8 protein-coding genes and 3 pseudogenes are annotated in these 16,749 nt (G+C 50.5%); 10 read left to right on the top strand and 1 reads right to left on the bottom strand.

Features of this window, described 5'->3' with window-relative positions:
• Positions 1 to 106 precede the first annotated feature (106 nt).
• From JQN73_RS22750 to JQN73_RS03985, 8 genes and pseudogenes are all read left to right on the top strand, one after another.
• Positions 107 to 283, top strand: a complete 177-nt coding sequence (locus tag JQN73_RS22750) for a hypothetical protein (protein ID WP_370551309.1) — start codon at positions 107 to 109, stop codon at positions 281 to 283.
• Positions 284 to 1,799 (top strand): annotated as a pseudogene (locus JQN73_RS04015) (IS66 family transposase); the annotation flags it as partial.
• A gap of 620 nt (positions 1,800 to 2,419) precedes the next feature.
• Positions 2,420 to 2,965: a fimbrial protein gene (locus JQN73_RS04010; RefSeq protein WP_205321859.1), complete on the top strand. Its 546-nt coding sequence runs from the start codon at positions 2,420 to 2,422 to the stop codon at positions 2,963 to 2,965.
• Positions 2,966 to 3,218: 253 nt separating this feature from the next.
• On the top strand, positions 3,219 to 3,947 hold the full coding sequence (locus JQN73_RS04005) for a molecular chaperone (RefSeq protein ID WP_205321858.1): 729 nt from the start codon (positions 3,219 to 3,221) through the stop codon (positions 3,945 to 3,947).
• Position 3,948: 1 nt separating this feature from the next.
• Entirely contained in the window at positions 3,949 to 6,438 is a 2,490-nt protein-coding gene (locus tag JQN73_RS04000) for a fimbria/pilus outer membrane usher protein (RefSeq protein WP_370551308.1), read from the top strand.
• A gap of 192 nt (positions 6,439 to 6,630) precedes the next feature.
• Entirely contained in the window at positions 6,631 to 7,614 is a 984-nt protein-coding gene (locus JQN73_RS03995; RefSeq protein WP_205321856.1) for a fimbrial protein, read from the top strand.
• 727 nt (positions 7,615 to 8,341) lie between these two features.
• On the top strand, positions 8,342 to 11,983 hold the full coding sequence (locus tag JQN73_RS03990; protein ID WP_205321855.1) for a filamentous hemagglutinin N-terminal domain-containing protein: 3,642 nt from the start codon (positions 8,342 to 8,344) through the stop codon (positions 11,981 to 11,983).
• A complete protein-coding gene (locus JQN73_RS03985) occupies positions 11,976 to 13,676 on the top strand; it encodes a ShlB/FhaC/HecB family hemolysin secretion/activation protein (RefSeq protein WP_205321854.1) in 1,701 nt (566 codons plus the stop codon). The genes JQN73_RS03990 and JQN73_RS03985 overlap by 8 nt, the downstream gene beginning before the upstream one ends.
• A 184-nt stretch (positions 13,677 to 13,860) precedes the next feature.
• Here JQN73_RS03985 and JQN73_RS03980 read toward each other — a convergent pair.
• A pseudogene (locus JQN73_RS03980) lies at positions 13,861 to 14,550 on the bottom strand (IS6 family transposase).
• A gap of 104 nt (positions 14,551 to 14,654) precedes the next feature.
• On the opposite strand from JQN73_RS03980, the gene JQN73_RS03975 reads away from it, so the two are divergent.
• On the top strand, positions 14,655 to 15,377 hold the full coding sequence (locus JQN73_RS03975) for a hypothetical protein (protein WP_240162421.1): 723 nt from the start codon (positions 14,655 to 14,657) through the stop codon (positions 15,375 to 15,377).
• A 926-nt stretch (positions 15,378 to 16,303) separates the two neighbouring features.
• Positions 16,304 to 16,648: pseudogene (locus JQN73_RS03970) on the top strand (integrase core domain-containing protein); the annotation flags it as partial.
• Positions 16,649 to 16,749 lie beyond the last annotated feature (101 nt).

Genomic DNA, 16,749 nt, shown 5'->3' with positions numbered 1-16,749 from the left:
CGCGCACCCGGCTCTCATTAATGGTACGCGGTCCGTGACTGACGCCTATTTTTCCCTTGCTGAGTGAAGATGATGGTGTCCAACCTCATTCAATGAGTGGATAACCATGCTGGAGAATAAACCGGGGTTGTTGTGTCGTCTGGTCGTCAAACGACAAAGTAATGGCGTACGTATCTATGACAAGGAAATCAAGCGAGCGTTGTTGTCAGGCATGGCACTACCCAGCTCCTGCCTTACCGCTGATGAATTTCAGACGCTCATCGCCGAGCGCGATGCCGCATAGGCCGACCGTGATGCGGTGCGCGGCGGGCTACGGAGCATGCAAGTTGAGCGCGATCTGCTCAAGGAATAGCTCAAAGCCTTTAGCGTCGACTCTTCGGCGCCAACAGCGAAGCGCGCAGCGCCTAGAACGCGACCTGTTTCTCAACGAGGCTGAGGCATTGGCCGTACATGTGCCTTGCCATCGCAAGAGAGCGAAGTAGACATTCCCGTTTCAGGTCATCAGCGCAAGCAATCGGGCCGCAAGCCACTGGACCCGGCATTGCCACGGAAAGTCATTCGCACCACGCTACCAGAATCGGCACGGATCTGCGCGCATGATGGCGTGGTACTGGTGGAAATAGGCGTGGAAGTGAGCGAGCAACTCGATATTATTGCCCCAGCAAGTACGCGCGATCAGGCGTGAGCGAGTGAAATATGCCTGTCCTTGCTGTGATCAAAGTATCAAAGTCACGCCGGCCGGCTTGCGCATTATTCCGAAGGGATTGTTCACTGAAGCCGCACTGGCACGGTGCATTACCGCCAAGTTCACCGACGGACCGCCGCTGTACCGGATTGCCGCGTTAATCAAACGCTTTGGCGGCGACATCTCGCGCAATACCCTGGCCGCCATTGTGGTGCGCATTGGGATTGCTATCGAACCGCTGATTAATTTACTGCGTGATGATTTGCTGGACAGTGAGGTCGTATTTGGCGATGAAACGGTGGTTCAGGTACTCTAGGAGCCCTGGCGCGCAGCAAACCAAGAGTTTTATGTGGATTCAGATGAACGGCGGCTGCGGTCCAGCCGGTGCGTCTGTTCGGCTATGCGCCGGGACGCAGTACCCAACACGTGGCCGATCTCTGGGCTGGCGTACGCGCAGGCGCGGCCTTCATGATTGACAGTTACGCGCCGTGTAACACGATATCGGTTGTCAATGGACTTGTCCACTTGGCTTGCTGGGCGCATGTATGACGATATTTTATTGAAGCCGAAGCGGTGCTACCCAAGGAGGCGCGCAGTGCGCAGCAGCCAGTTACCAAATTCTTTACCCTGATCGGCAAACTGTACGCAGCAGAAACCCGTACCAGGGCATTCACGACGCTCCAACGCCAGCGTTTGCGCATGAAATACAGCACGGCGGTGTCGGCTGTCACCGAAGCCTTGCTCGACCATTATCTGGCAACGACTGCGCCACGTGGATTGCTGGGGAAGGCATTGCAGTACCTGGCTGGGCAATGGTCCAAACTCACGCGCTATGTCGAGAACGGCCCCTGGCCCATCGATAATAATGTGGCCGGGAACGCGATTCGTCCCTTTTATGATCGATCGCAAGAATTGGTTATTTACCGATACCGTCGGGGACACAAAAGTCAGCGCCAATTTAAATTTGTGGATCGAAACGTGTAAGGCCGGAAATAGTGACGCTTACCAGTATCTCACCGAGATGTTCACGGCGCTGCCTTATGCCAATACTGCCGATGATTACGAAGCGCTGCTGCCTTGGAATTTACAACCAACTCGTCGGTTCCCTGCATAAAACAATTCTTCCGCAAGGGACGTGGTTAATTGGTCGATTACTTAACAACTAACAGCGTTAGCAATACATCGAGGTGACGTGACGTAAAGGCGCCCTTTTTTATTCCCTTATAAAAACGCCACTGCGATGTCACTCAAAATATTAAGTCCGAGTTTCATATTGCTGGCATCAAATTCCCATTTTTCTTTAGCCTTTATCATACAGGGAACTTTTTTTTTGAAGTATATTTTTGGCAATTTTCAGAGCATCGGGTAGTCGACGAAATCAGTCAAGAGCAAGCGCCAGATCGTTGTCTGGTCGGAGCAAATCTGTGGTTGCGCTATGCGTATTGTGCGCAGATCTTTTGCACTTGCAAGTGCGAACCTTGTGGGGGTATTGAAATCGGTATGTCCGGCAGTAATCCAATGCCATGAATACGCAGGCGCAAGTTTTGTAAAAGACAGGACGCTGGTATGTATCAGAAAGGAGGCGCTTAAAACCGGCACAGTAAGAACACCAGAGAGGGAATTAACTTCAAGGCTGGGGCTCTGCCTTTGGCCTTTTTGAAGAAATTAAACTTCGTATTTTCCAAAAGTATCTGGATTTTTTTGTAGTAACTTTTTAATTTAATGGAGTATTGAATGAAAATGAAAGTATTTGCTATCTTGGCTTTTTGTGCGAGTCAGGCATTGACGCAATCAGCATTCGCATCAGATGGCACGATGACGATCAACGGTAAAATTACTGCGGCAACCTGCGTTGTGAGTGGAAATGGCGCCGCGACGGGCACTTTTACATTGACGCTCCCTACCGTGAGCACTACCGCCCTCAACGTTGCTGGCGCGACCGCTGGTCACACCTTATTCAACATCGCCTTAAGTGCATGTAGCACCCCCTCGCAGCTTGTGCATACCTATTTTGAAGCTGCCTCTACCGCAGACGCTGTAACTGGACGTTTGTATAACGCTGCGTCGGCAACTGCTACAAATGTGGAAGTGGCGCTGATGAACAAAGACCGCACAGCTATTTTGGTCGGCTTTCCTGATTCTACCCAGAATTCGAATGCCATCACTACGGTCTCAAATGCGGGAACTATGTATTACATAGCCGCCTACTACGCCAATGGCGGAGCCTCGACTGCAGGTACGGTCGCATCAACAGTTAGCTACTCGGTCGTTTATCCGTAATACAGGTGAATGGATAGAGGTTTAATAAACCGTTTTTACTCGCTCCCAAGAGAAACATAAAAATATCATTTTTTTGTTTCTCAGTGGGTAAGAGTAAGACTAATAGCAGCCGCATGCTGAATGCCGCAATTGGCTGGTTGTCTTTCATATCCAAATCAATATACGTGTTTTAACGAATCCATACGTCTTACACCGAGCGGGTAACGATCTGATCGATACCCTCCGGACTCTTCCCCTTTTTAGCTAAGATTCTATGAGATTACTGACTCTCTTTTTATTGCAAACTTTCCTGCTAGGGCAAGCACATGCCAGCGTGATTATTGATCGTACCCGTATCATCTATGCTGGTGATAAGAGCGATGTGTCGGTACATCTGAGTAACGAAGGTGAGGTCAGCGAAGCGGCATTAGTGCAGGCCTGGATTGAAGAAGGAAATCCCGCCAATGGCAGTGATGCTCCCTTCGTCATTTCGCCTCCGATGTTTCGTATCGACCCAAAAAAGGCCCAGAATATCAGAATATTTTTTTCCCATGAGCGCGATTTAACGCAGACCGAAGAAACCCTGTTCTGGTTCAATATTAACGAAATACCGGCGTTGAGTCCCAAGCAGGCTGATGCAAATATCCTCCAGTTTTCGATTCATTCAAAAATAAAACTATTTTTTCGACCGATCGGCCTTAAGGGCGATCCGAGCGCAGCACCGGGCTTAGTTACCTGGACCATCAACGATCATCAGTTGCACGCAGCCAACCCCACTCCTTACTATCTCTCGTTCATATCTTTTATGACATGTACTTCAGGCATATGTTTTGAGGACAAAAGTGGTGGCATGATCGCGCCTTTTTCTATCAAGGATTTTCCGCTGGTAAAAAATGCTGGCTCGCCCCTACCTGATAACAAAGAGGGGGAATTGATCTATCAGTTCCTCGACGATTATGGCGCGTCAGTAGCCGGTATAGCCAGCGTGGTGCGCGCCAAATAATATGCGTACATTTTCCTCCTCCTCATCGCTCATTCTTGGAATGATCTGCTTCGGGGCATGTGTTACGACGTCCGCTCAAGATTACGCATTCAACCCCGTTTTCATGCATGGGGGAAAAGACGTCGATATGAAACGATTTTCATTTGCCGGTGGTGTTCCGCCGGGCAGCTATTCGGTAGAGTTGTACGTCAACAATGTACAGATCGGTAGACAACAAATTTCGTTTGAAAATATTGACACGGATCGGATTGAACCTTGTTTTGTAACAAGTGTTCTGCAATTGATGAATATTGATTGGACTATCGTCAAACAACCTGTTGCTACCGATTTAGCGGGCGTTTGCCAAACGATTTCTTCGGTGGTGGATGGTGCATCGATTTCCTTTGATGCATCGGAGCAACGGTTAAATGTATTTATTCCACAGAAATTCGTGGTGCAAAATCCGCGTGGATATGTTCCCAAGGAATATTGGAACAGTGGCGTCAATGGTGGATTTCTGAATTATGTGGGAAATGCATTTTTCTCGAATGGTCTGGTAAAACATCAAAGTCAATATCTCAGCTTGAGCAGTGGTGTGAACGTTGGTGAGTGGCATTTCCGCAATAGCTCCACAGTCGTCAAGGCAGCTGAATTACCGGTGCAAATGCAGGCAATAGCCACGTATCTGGAACGGGATATTCCCGACCTGGGATCCAAGCTTGTAATCGGTGACTCGTTTACCGATGGGCGTTTCTTTGACGCCGTTGGAATGAGAGGAGTAACGCTGGCTAGCGATGAACTCATGGAACCCAGTTCCTTGCGTGGTTATGCCCCGGTTATTCGTGGCACTGCGCTCTCGAATGCCAAAGTTTCCATTAGCCAGAACGGTTATACGATTTACGAAACCACCGTGTCGCCAGGCTCATTTGAGATCAAAGACCTGTATCCAACCGGCACTAGCGGAAATTATCTTGTCACAGTCACTGAAGCGGATGGTCATCAGACTACGGCTATCGTTCCTTTTGCAACGGTGCCGCTGCTGATGCGCAAAGATGGAGAGCACTTTAGTGCCTCACTAGGTACTTTGCGTGACCCGGTGGTGAGCGCACATCCGCCTGTTTTTACCGCGGCATACCAGTATGGAGTTACAAGTAGCATCAGTCTTTACAGCAGTCTGGAAGCTTCAGCCGGTTACGGGGCGATGATGATGGGCGCTGCACTCAATACCCATTGGGGCGCTCTTGGCATGGATTTGGCGTCAGCTATTTCCGACGTAAAAAAGACCACTCTGAAAGGTACTGCCGTGCGCGCTACGTATAGCAAAGGTTTTGAAGAATTGGGGGCAAATCTTTTGATCGGTGCCTACCGCTACGCGTCAAGTGGTTATTTGACGCTGGAGCAGGCTGTGGCGTACCGGGAAATGAAGATCGTGAATTCTTCCGCGGAAGGAAACGACTCTCTGCTGCAGCGTAAAAATCAAATTCAATTTATATTTAATCAGAATCTTCCAAATCGCTATGGGTCGGTCTTTATTTCCGGCTCCACCCAGAATTATTGGAATCATAACAACGCAAGTAGTCAGTTTCAATTTGGATATAATAATTCCTTGCGGCAAATCAGATACAACATTTCAGCGTCGAACGTCAAATCGATTAATAGCCACCAGTCTGCCGGAAAGCAGATTATGGTTGGTCTAACAATCCCGTTAGGGCGTGGTGTTACATCGATCGGCTCTAACACCATCTTTTCCGGTGGCGCTACGTATGCGCAGCAAACGTTATCTTCTTCGCTCGGAGACGCAAATCAATTCAGTTATGGTCTGGATGCGACAGAAGGAAGTCAGCGCAATATATTTCAGGCAAATGGGCAGTATCGCGGTCCAATTGGCACGCTATCGGCATCGGCTAGTCAAGGTCAGGGATATACCCAGGAATCAATTGGCGTGTCGGGTTCATTGATCGCGTATAGCGGCGGTGCCATTCTATCTGGCCCGGTGGGGGATACTTTCGGCATCGTTGAAGCCGATGGCGGAGTAGGAACGGAAATTGGCAGTTCACCCGGATTAAAAGTTAATACCTACGGTCGTGCGGTCGTCCCTTATCTGACTCCTTATAGCTTTAACACCGTGCTCTTAAACACGGAAGGAATGCCTGCAGACGTCGAGTTTACCTCGACGGAAGAGCGTGTAGCTCCTCATTCGGGTTCCATAGCGTTATTGAAATTCAAGCGTGTCCAAGGACAGTTGGTATTCTTGCGGGCGATTGACGTCAGCGGAAATGTCATGCCATTTGGCGCAGAAGTACTAGATGTGGATGGTCAATCGTTAGGAACGGTGGGCTATGGCGGTAAGATTTTATTCCGTAGTACAGCGGCATCAGGAGTGTTAAAAGTCAATCATGGTTTACGCGGTAGCTGCAGTTTGAATTATGTGATCCCTACGCAAGTGACGAAACCAGCAACTGGCTTTTTGCCTGTAGTGCAAGGGATTTGTGTCGACATTGCCGCGGATTAAAATCGGTATGGAGCGGCGTAATGCGTTGACGAATTTTCCAGAGGGTAACTTGGAAAGTTTTGCAGGGGACGGCATATTTCTAATACGAAACGTTATGCCCCAAAAAAGCGGCTATAAAAGTAGTCAGAAGAAGAAGTTGAGCAATACGTTCCATTTTTCTGGTTACACAAAGAATGATCCAACGGAACACATATGAAATTTTTTTTTGCATTTACCCTCTTCTTTTCATGCATCCTGCCAGCATTTGCCTCGCCGCCACCAGTATGTTCTTTTTATGGAAGTAACACCGGATTTCAGACACTCACGGTTTCCCCGAGCGCAGCGGTAGGAGATAATCTTGGACCTCCAGTCAGCCAGGCGTATCAGTATGTGTGCACTTCTGACGTCACCGCCGTAACCATACGTTATGACCCTGCGCTGGCGCTGTCAACCGCGGTGGGGTCTGTGTGGGAAACGGGTGTCGCCGGAATTGGTATAAAGGTGATTAACCTGACAAACTCCAGTACGGTCATCAGTAATATTGGTGGTCCCCTGACGGCGAACTCATCGCTTCCCTATCTGACCGGGACCACCATACCAGCTGGTAGTACAGTTACGTATTCCGTCAACTTCTCTTTCCAGTTAGTAAAAACTGCTGCCATCACACCGACTTCGTCTTCGACGGTCACTCTATTTCAGATTTATCCCGTGAATGCTGGCAATGTTGTCGGAACAAAAAGCGGGGTAGTCTCGTTCACGCTTCCAGCAGTTACTACTTCTTCCTGTAATGTGACAACGCCCTCGATTACTGTGACTATGCCCACCCTCTCAACTGCAGGATTTTCAGCGGTGGGAAATACCGGGGGGAGTCAGCAATTTAACCTAGGCATCAATTGTTCGGCGTCCACCCATGTCAGCGTTACGCTGACGGATGCTACTACTACCACTAACAATACAACGACTTTATCCCTTACACCGAGTTCCACGGCCTCCGGAATAGGGTATCAAATTCTGGATCAGTTTTCTAATCTGATCAAATTTAGTTCAGATACATCCATTGGAAATCCTGCGCAACAGTTTTTAGGATTGTATAGCGGTAGTGTGTCGATTCCGCTGGTGTCTCAATACATCAGTACGGGCACAGTGTTGCCGGGAACGGTCAATGCGGCGGCTACCTTTACCATGGTATATCAATAGGTGCGCCAGGAATCTGATAAGGACGAATACGGCCTGCGGCACTCGTTGAGTGCCGAAGCATGCTACAGCGTTACCGATCAATTTCATCGCTGATAACGGCAAAATGCACCTACTTTATCTAAACTTTTTTACTAAGGAAGGAGGGTACACCCTTGCTAACCTTGGAAAATATTCATTGATTGAATAGCGGAGTTTGCCCTGGGTCTCTTTTTTGTAATTAATTTCCTTTCCCAGGCACCGTTGAGTGGATCGCTACGTTGTTTCTGCGCCACTTTCGGACATGACGAACATGCTCATCGCAGTTTCAATTTAATACTATCGTGCCATGTGATGTTTTTGTAAATTAAATGTTTTATTTTTTGGATACACTCGCAAATATTCGGTATTCATCAACCAAAGTGAAGTTTGAAGATGGGCAGAAGAGCGTACCGTAGAAAATGGCGTGGATATCAACATGCTCAGCGCTGGATAAAATCTGCACTAATGCCATCAATCTCGATCTCACCGACGACGGTCGAAAAAAATCTAAGCAACGTTCCAGCGCAAGCTAAGTCTCCTCGCGCGTAGCTGGCGCGGGTAGTGTATCTCGCACGAAAAAAAAGGTCGGTGGACCTGCGTCGCTATGCGTCGTGCAGCCATTGGCTGGGCGCTTCCTCTCAAAAGAGGAAGTCGACAACCACTTGTATAAGAATAAAGGTCAGTCATCATTATGAAACGTCATGGATCAATGAATCACATATTCCGTCTGGTATGGAGTCACGTACTGAACGCTTGGGTAGCGGTGGCAGAAAAAAAACGGGGCCGGAGTAAGGGCTCCGCACGCAATTCCGGTAAGCTGATGCGAGCAGCAGCGCTGGCAGTTGCAGCACTGGCGGCGGCGGGGGTACAGGCTGCACCTGCAGCTGGACAGGTAGTGAACGGGGCGGGCAGTATCGGGCAGTCGGGTGCAATCACCACGATTACTCAGGGCAGCCAAAATTTGGGCCTGACCTGGCAGAGTTTCAATATCGCCAAACAAGAAACGGTCAACTTCGTGCAGCCAAATGCCAGCGCGATTGCAGTCAACCGTATCGCCGATGTCAATGGCACGCAAATTCTCGGGCATCTCAACGCCAACGGTCAGGTCTTTCTGATCAATCCTAACGGCTTCTTGTTTGGTGCCGGCGCACAAGTCAATGTCGGCGGCCTGGTGGCTTCCACGTTGGACTTGAAAGATGCCAGCCTCAGCGGCAACACCCGCACTTTTAGTGGCACCAGCAGCGCTGGTGTCGTCAACGATGGCACCATCAGGGCGGCCAGTTACGTCGCGTTGCTTGGGCAGCACGTCAGCAATCAAGGTGTTATCACCGCCCAACTCGGCAGTGTCGCGCTAGGTGCTGGTAGCGCGGCGACCCTGACCTTTAATGGCAATAGTCTGGTCAGCATGAAAGTCGATCAGAGTCTGCTCGATACATTGGTAGAAAACGGTGGCTTGATTCAAGCCGACGGTGGGATGGTGGTCATGAGCGCTGGCGCCAAAGATGCACTGACTGCCAGCGTGGTCAATAATACCGGCGTGATCGAAGCACGCACGGTGGAGAATCATAGCGGCGTCATTACGCTGCTGGGTGCCATGACTACGGGGACGGTTAATGTTAGCGGTAGTCTGGATGCCTCGGCACCAAACGGCGGCAATGGTGGATTTATTGAAACCTCAGCAGCCCATGTCAAAGTAGCCAATGCAGCAAAAATTAGCACTATAGCCACCACCGGCACCACCGGTAGTTGGCTGATCGATCCGACCGACTACAGCATTGCCGCCAGTGGCGGCGATATCACCGGGGCGGCCCTTTCGGCCAGTCTGGCCAATACTGATGTGATGATACAGAGCAGCGCCGGGACACTGAGCGGTAGCATAGGAACGGGTAACGTAAACGTCAATGATGTCGTGAGCTGGAGCGCCAACAAACTCACCCTGAATGCACAAAATAATATCAATGTTAACGCCAATCTGAATGGCTCCGGTACGGCCAGTCTGGCATTCCAATACGGACAGGGTGCGCTGGCATTGACCAATCCTGGTACTTATAATGTGGCTGCGGTCATCAATCTGGAATCGGGAAATAACTTCAGTACGAAACTTGGTTCCGATGGGGCGATCGTCAATTACAAAGTCATTAACAGCCTCGGCGTGGCGGGCAGTACGACGGGCACTGACCTGCAAGGAATCAACGGCAACCTAAACGGCTATTACGTTCTGGGTAGCAATATTGATGCAACCGCAAGCTCTGCGTGGAATACCAAGGCTGGGTTTTCGCCGATTGGGAATGCAAACAATTGGTTCACCGGCACGCTAGATGGTTTTGGACATACCGTGAGTAATTTGACCATTAATGGCACCACCAGTTACCTGGCCTTGTTTGGTGATACAGGTGCCACTTCCATCATCCGTAATATTGGATTGGTGGGAGGGAGCGTGACGGGTTTTGCCGATGTTGGGATGTTAGTCGGCTATAACCGCGGCATTGTCGCTAACAGTTATGCTACCGGCGGCGTCAATGCCAGCACCAGTAATACCGGTGCCAATTCCATTGGCGGCCTGGTAGGACAAAATGATGGTGCTGGTAGCATCATTTCCAGTTATGCAACCGGCGGCGTCAGCGCCAACGTTGGTCAGGCGACCAAAGTGGGCGGACTGGTGGGCGAAAACGACGGCACCATCAACAAAAGCTATGCTACCGGCAATGTGACGGGTATCGCCAACAACGCGGGTGGCCTGGTCGGGTACGTTTCGAATGACACCAGGGTTACATCGAACCACGTCTCCATCAATAATAGCTACGCCACAGGGAATGTTAGCGGGGGTGCGGATGTGGGTGGACTGATAGGAAATATCACCAGTTTCAATAATACCGACGTCAATATGACTACCGTCAACAATAGTTACGCAACCGGTAATGTGCAGGGTGGTTCTTACATTGGCGGACTGGCTGGAGCGATTTTTAGTGATAACCGCAGCACCACTAACACTAATGCGGTCATTACTGCAATCAATGATGGATACGCAACTGGCAGTGTTAGCGGCACCTATACCGGAGGGCTGGTAGGAGCTAGCCAAAATGTCAGTACTTTTAACAGCAGTAACAATCTCACCAGCAATCCGGTTGTTAACAGCTTTTGGAATACCACGACATCAGGCCAAGCGGCTTCAGCTGGCGGCGGGCTAGGTATGACTACCTCCCAGATGCAACAACAGACCAATTTCACCTCGGCTACGACAGCGAATGGCGGTAGCTTCAATCCTGGCTGGGATTTTGCCAACACCTGGTTAATGTATAACGGTCAAACCAATCCATTACTGCGTTCGTTTTTTATGCCACTGACGATTACAGTGAACGCCGCTTCCAAGATCTACGATGGGCTGGCTTACACCAACATCAACGCCGTAACTTACTCCAGTCCACCGCGCAGCATCTTGCTCGGTACACTCAGCTATAACACTGCAGCAATCGATGCCGGCTCTTATTCGCTGACCGTCGGTGGCTTGTATTCATTGGCGCAACAAGGTTATCTGATCAATTATGCTGCCGGGACGCTCGTCGTTACTCCGGCCGCTTTAGCGATCACCGGTTTGACAGCGAACAATAAAGTCTACGATGCGACCAATACCGCAGCCTTAAGCGGTGCGGCTGCAGTAGCGCCATTAGCGCGCGATGCAGTGAGTTTGACAGGCACCGCAACGGCCACCTTTGCTACGCCGAATATTGGCAGCAGCAACGTCAGCGTGACAGGGTATACATTGCGTGGCACGCATGCAGGCAACTATCTGTTGGTGGAGCCGACCCTGAGTGCCAGTATTACCCCTGCGACGCTGACCTATATTGCTGCGCCTGCGGTGCATATCGCAGGAGACATACCTGCTGTGCTTTCCGGTTCGGTGACTGGCCTGATGGGTAGCGATACCCTGGCGGGTGCAACGACTGGCGTGATGGCCTGGCAAACCAATGCAGCGGCAAATAGTTTGCCGGCGCTCTATGCCATCAATGGCTACGGCCTGAGTGCCCAAAACTATATTTTTGCGCAGGCTGCCAATAATGCCACCGAGTTGACAGTAAAGCCTGGCAGGGCACATTCCCCGGTTCAAAATGTCATGACACATTTGGAGGCGGACGTACTGGCGTCGATCATCACTCCTGACGCCGATGCACATCGCTTAGCACCAGGCATTGCGGTAGTGCAGCATTCCGGTACCAGTAAAGTAGATACCGACGATGCCTCAGGCCATGCACCAATCAATACTGCAGTCGGCAACACAGCTCCCAAATTCGGTTTGGAAATCCTCAATGGCGGCCTAAAGCTGCCACTCAATCTGGTAAGTATCAATGATTAACAATTTTCCTGTAAAACATCTTCAAAAACCATTGAAGCCGCTGTTGTCGGTCTTGTTGATGGCATACTTTCCGCTGGTAGCCTATGCAGCGGGCCCTGTCATTCCTGGTGCAGGTAACCTTCTGCAGCAGGTCCAACCAGTCGTGCCGTCGGAACCGTCAACTACAGGGTTGGCCATTGCGCCGAAAGCTGGCGCTACATTAGCCCTCAGCGCCCCGTTTCCGGTCAAAACCATTGCGATTTCAGGCAATACGCTGTTTCCTGCCGAGGCTTTGCATGCATTGGTGGCAAGCGCCGAAGGAACAACGCTGACCTTGAACGAACTGAGCCAGGTCGCCGCGCGTATCACCGACTATTACCATCGCCACGGCTATCCGCTGGTGCAGACGCTCATTCCGGCGCAGAAGTTGAGCGGTGGGACGGTGACGATCGAGGTGCTGGAAGCACGTTATGGGAAAATCAGTCTGAATAATCATAGTCGGGTGCGCTCCTCCTTACTGGAAAAAACGCTCTCGCCGTTACAAGCCGGTCAGGAGATTGAGCAAGCAGATCTGGATCATGCACTATTGCTGCTATCGGATATTTCCGGAATGACCAGCAGCGCCACCCTGGCACCCGGCGAGAACGTAGGTACTTCCGACCTGATCGTCAATGCCGCAAGCGCACCTATGGTGTCCGGTTATGCGGTTGGCGATGATGCGGGTAACCGGTACACCGGACGGGCGCGTCTTGGGGCGACTGTCAACGTTAACAATCCTTTGCATATGGGCGATGTCCTCAGTGCCAATGTTCTGTCTTCCGGCAGTAAGATGAATTATGCTAACCTAGCCTATGAAACGCTGTTGAACGGCCACGGTACGCGCATCGGTGGTTCCTATTCATCGTTGTATTACAAGTTGGGTGAATCACTGGCGTCACTGAATGCACACGGTACCGCCCAAGTTGGTAGCGTGTGGCTCAAACAGCCCTTGATACGCAGTCGCAATCTCAATCTTTCCTGGCAGTTCCAGCATGACCAGCTCACCCTGCGCGATCATATTGATGCCAGCAATACGCTCACCGACAGGCATGTTGAAAATTGGACGCTGGGCTTGAACGGCGACTTGCGTGACAGCTTGCTCGCAGGTGCCGTCAGTAGCTTGAACATGGGCTGGACCAGTGGCCACGTGGGCTTTAACAACGGCTTTGCCCAGCTTGCCGATAATGTCACCAGCAAGAGCCAGGGCAGTTTCTCAAAGTTCAATGTCAGTTTCTCACGCTTGCAAGGCTTGAGTCAGAACAATGCCTTGTCTTTATCGCTTACCGGCCAATGGGCGAATACCAATCTGGATGCAGCCGAGAAAATGTCGGTTGGTGGGATTTACTCGGTGCGTGCGTACGACACGGGTGCGTTATCGGGCGATACCGGATATCAGGGTACGGCCGAATTGCGTCACGAGTTCGGCACACCGTGGGGCGGACATTGGCAAGCAGTGGCATTTGTGGATAGCGCACATCTGACGGTCAACAAGAATGTGTGGGTCGCAGGTCAAAACAGCGCCAATTTGAGTGGTGCCGGTGTTGGCCTGAATTGGACCGGGCCGGCGCAATGGGCTGCAAAAGCGCTCGTTGCGGCACCTTTAGGGGCAACCTCACCCCTGGTAGGTAGTAGTTCACCTACACGTATCTGGGTAGAAATAGCCAAGGGCTTTTGAACGTCTCACCGACGTGCGCTTGTATAGTGGACCCGCGATATGAGACAACAGTCTCAGCTATGGTCCTCACAAAGGATGGTAGCGAATGACGGAAATAAAGAGGTGGAAAGTGCACAGCGCTGAATTTGGTTGTGTCGCGTTAGCGACGGCTAGGCGGAATTTTGTCGGGATTCTCCATCGCCCCTTAAATTGTGCGGATTTTCCCTGCCAACGCATAAAATTGGCTGGCAAAATACATCTCAACGGAGCCTTCCATCATGAGCTGACCTTTTCGAACCATGTGCATCAGTTCAATGCCCGCCAAGACGTTTTTAGCTGACCGAAAAGTTTTGAAGTTGAGCATCGGCTTGGTCACCCGCTTGATGGCACGATGTCTTGTACCACGATGTTGTTGAGGTATTTGACCTGACGAACCACCACCGGCGCGTTCATGTCGGCATTGATTTCATCAATCGCCGCTTTGTTGGCTCCGCTCTTATTCATCGTGACTATTTCAGGGGTGTTGTTAGCTTGCATTGCTTTGTTAAAGAAACGTTTTGCAGCTGTCTTGTCGCGCTTTGCCGTCGACAGAAAGTCGACGGTCTTGCCTTCCTTGTCTAGGGCGCGATAGAGATACTTCCAGACGCCTTCGACTTTTATATAGGTTTCATCCATCCTCCAGCTGCCACCGACAGGGCGCTTGATTGCGGAACACTTTTTCACGTAATGGTAGAAAATGGATCGTCCACCGATTGATCGATGAACGGTCAACAACCACACCACGTTCTTCCATTATTTCTTCCATGTGCCGATGGCTCAATGGGTATGCTGCGTACCAACGGATGCAGACCAAAATCACTTCGATCGGAAATCGCATTCCTTTGGTATTCAGCATGTCAGCTCATTTACTTTTCAAACGTAGCAGTCTACTCGAATGCTATGACGGTCTCTACTAATGCGACACAACATTTTTTTTATTCATGTGAGGAAATTCAACAGATGAAATTGTTAAAAATATTACCGTATGTTGTACTCGCGACGATGAGTGGGGCGTTCGTGGGGACAGGAATCTTTGCGTCGTCGGAGGCATCGGCTGGCGACCTCAGCATCGTCAGTAAGTCCATGAACGAAGGAGAGCCGTGTTGTGGCCCCATTAGCCCTGCCGCAACGAACGTCTTATCGATACTGGACGGGGCAAATGTCGCCCATTTATGGTTACCCCACCAGCACGTTAATTGGGAAACGGGTGAACCAGAAGCGAGTTCCCCCGTGTATGGTTCGCATTGCAGTGCCTTCACCGCTGCCATGAGCAAGCGTCTTGGCGTATATATGTTGCGTCCTCCCGACCATAGCGCGGTGTTATTAGCCAGTGCGCAAACAGCATGGTTCAGTCAGGAGGCAGGAAAAAAAGCCGGCTGGCATCCCCTTGAGAACGCAGAGCAAGCCCAGAAGTCAAGCAATGCGGGTCAACTGGTCGTCGCTTCCTATGAAAGTCCGCATCCAGGCAAACCAGGTCATATTGCGATTGTCCGCCCTTCATTAAAGACGATGGCTGCTTTACAGGAAGACGGACCGGAAATTACGCAAGCGGGCAGCAAAAATTATACCGATTCGACGGTACGGATAGGCTTTAAACAACATGCAGGTGCGTGGCCTGATGGTGTGCTGTATTTTGCGCATGTCCTTCCGCTACCCTCGTTGAATACCGGCCTGTTACGATAAAAGTGGCAGTGTCAGTAGCGCGCAGCGCAATGCTGCAGGGAGCAATACTGGCCACCAGACCACTAACCATGCTCAAATTCAACAGGGTGGAGAGCTGCAAAACCTTGGAAGGCGGCAGGATGGAAACCTGGCGTCATCTTTTCGGTAGTGCCTGACTGCGGTAATCTTGCTGGTATCTGAATAGCGGGAGACGGCCCTGCGAATGATTATCGAAGCACGCATAGTTGATGGGGAGAGCGGGTTAATCAAACCGACAATATGATTCTGGGAGTGATCAACCGCCCCGACCGCAGTCTTTCCGAATTGGGCCTTACGCTCTCCGAAGGACGCGCCCTATTGGCGGGGGTTCAACAGACGATGATTGCTCAACAGGTCGCGGTATGGCTTGCTGCCCAAACGCAACGTCACTTATGTGGATGTGCTTTAAAACATAAGGAGAGCCGGACGCGAATGGTGCGCACGATCTGTGGAAAGGTAACTTTTCCCAGCCTACGACTGTGGTCAGGCGATTGCAGCAGCGTACCGAGACGAACCTTTAATCCGCTATGCGGGGAACTGCCTGGGTATGCTACAGCCGAGCTGAATTATTTCCAGGTTAAATGGGCAGCGCATTTGCTGTTCAGGTTGGCGACAAATTTGCTCAGGGAACTCCTGCCATTGGATAATGCGATCTCCTTCAGTTGAACCCGGAATCGACTCCGTATTGTTGGCAAGTTGCTTGACGCCGATATAGATCGTGAAATCGCGCAACCATCGAAAATGTCAGCGGTTGCCACTACTAACGTCCGTGAATGGTTCTAATGGAATGGACGCCCTCTTTTAAACGGCATCAACGTGCCAAAATAGGATTGGTATTTCCCTAAACGGAAGGAGCGTCCAAAATGAAGATTACTTCGATTGGAATCGACTTAGCAAAGAATGTGTTTATCCGGCTGCGCCAGCCAGCATCTGGATTGACTCTTCACTCAGACCGTGGCAGTCAATATGCCAGCGCCGAATATCGGACTTTATTGGCACCAGCACGGCATCGTTTGCAGCATGAGTCGCCGTGCAAATTGCTGGGACAATTCCGTGATGGAGCGGTTCTTTTTGAATCTGAAGATGGAGCGCGTTTGGCAACGCGAGTATGCAAACATGCAGAAGCCGATCGTGACCTCATCGATTACATTGTCGGATTTTATAACTGTTCCAGATTGCATTCAACTCTGGGGTATCTGTCGCCGCATTTGAGCGGCAAAATTCAGAAAAATCTAAAGAGCTGTCTGTTTTAAGTTGACCACGACATGCCGACTGGGTATCGCATTAGCCTCTTTGGGATGTTCTTGCAGAAATTTTGTTACCTGTGCGCTTGATAAAAAAATATTATCAACGC

The sequence above is a fragment of the Glaciimonas sp. PAMC28666 genome (genome assembly GCF_016917355.1).
Classification (GTDB): domain Bacteria; phylum Pseudomonadota; class Gammaproteobacteria; order Burkholderiales; family Burkholderiaceae_D; genus Glaciimonas.
Note: the sequence above shows the minus strand (reverse complement) of the source record. Positions and strands in the feature narration are given on the sequence as shown.

What these genes read in the sequence shown, in the direction of transcription:
- JQN73_RS03990 (WP_205321855.1), top strand. Translation starts at nt 8,342, where the DNA reads ATGAATCACATATTCCGTCTGGTATGGAGTCACGTACTGAACGCTTGG.
- JQN73_RS03995 (WP_205321856.1), top strand. Translation starts at nt 6,631, where the DNA reads ATGAAATTTTTTTTTGCATTTACCCTCTTCTTTTCATGCATCCTGCCA.
- JQN73_RS04005 (WP_205321858.1), top strand. Translation starts at nt 3,219, where the DNA reads ATGAGATTACTGACTCTCTTTTTATTGCAAACTTTCCTGCTAGGGCAA.
- JQN73_RS03985 (WP_205321854.1), top strand. Translation starts at nt 11,976, where the DNA reads ATGATTAACAATTTTCCTGTAAAACATCTTCAAAAACCATTGAAGCCG.
- JQN73_RS22750 (WP_370551309.1), top strand. Translation starts at nt 107, where the DNA reads ATGCTGGAGAATAAACCGGGGTTGTTGTGTCGTCTGGTCGTCAAACGA.
- JQN73_RS04010 (WP_205321859.1), top strand. Translation starts at nt 2,420, where the DNA reads ATGAAAATGAAAGTATTTGCTATCTTGGCTTTTTGTGCGAGTCAGGCA.
- JQN73_RS03975 (WP_240162421.1), top strand. Translation starts at nt 14,655, where the DNA reads ATGAAATTGTTAAAAATATTACCGTATGTTGTACTCGCGACGATGAGT.
- JQN73_RS04000 (WP_370551308.1), top strand. Translation starts at nt 3,949, where the DNA reads ATGCGTACATTTTCCTCCTCCTCATCGCTCATTCTTGGAATGATCTGC.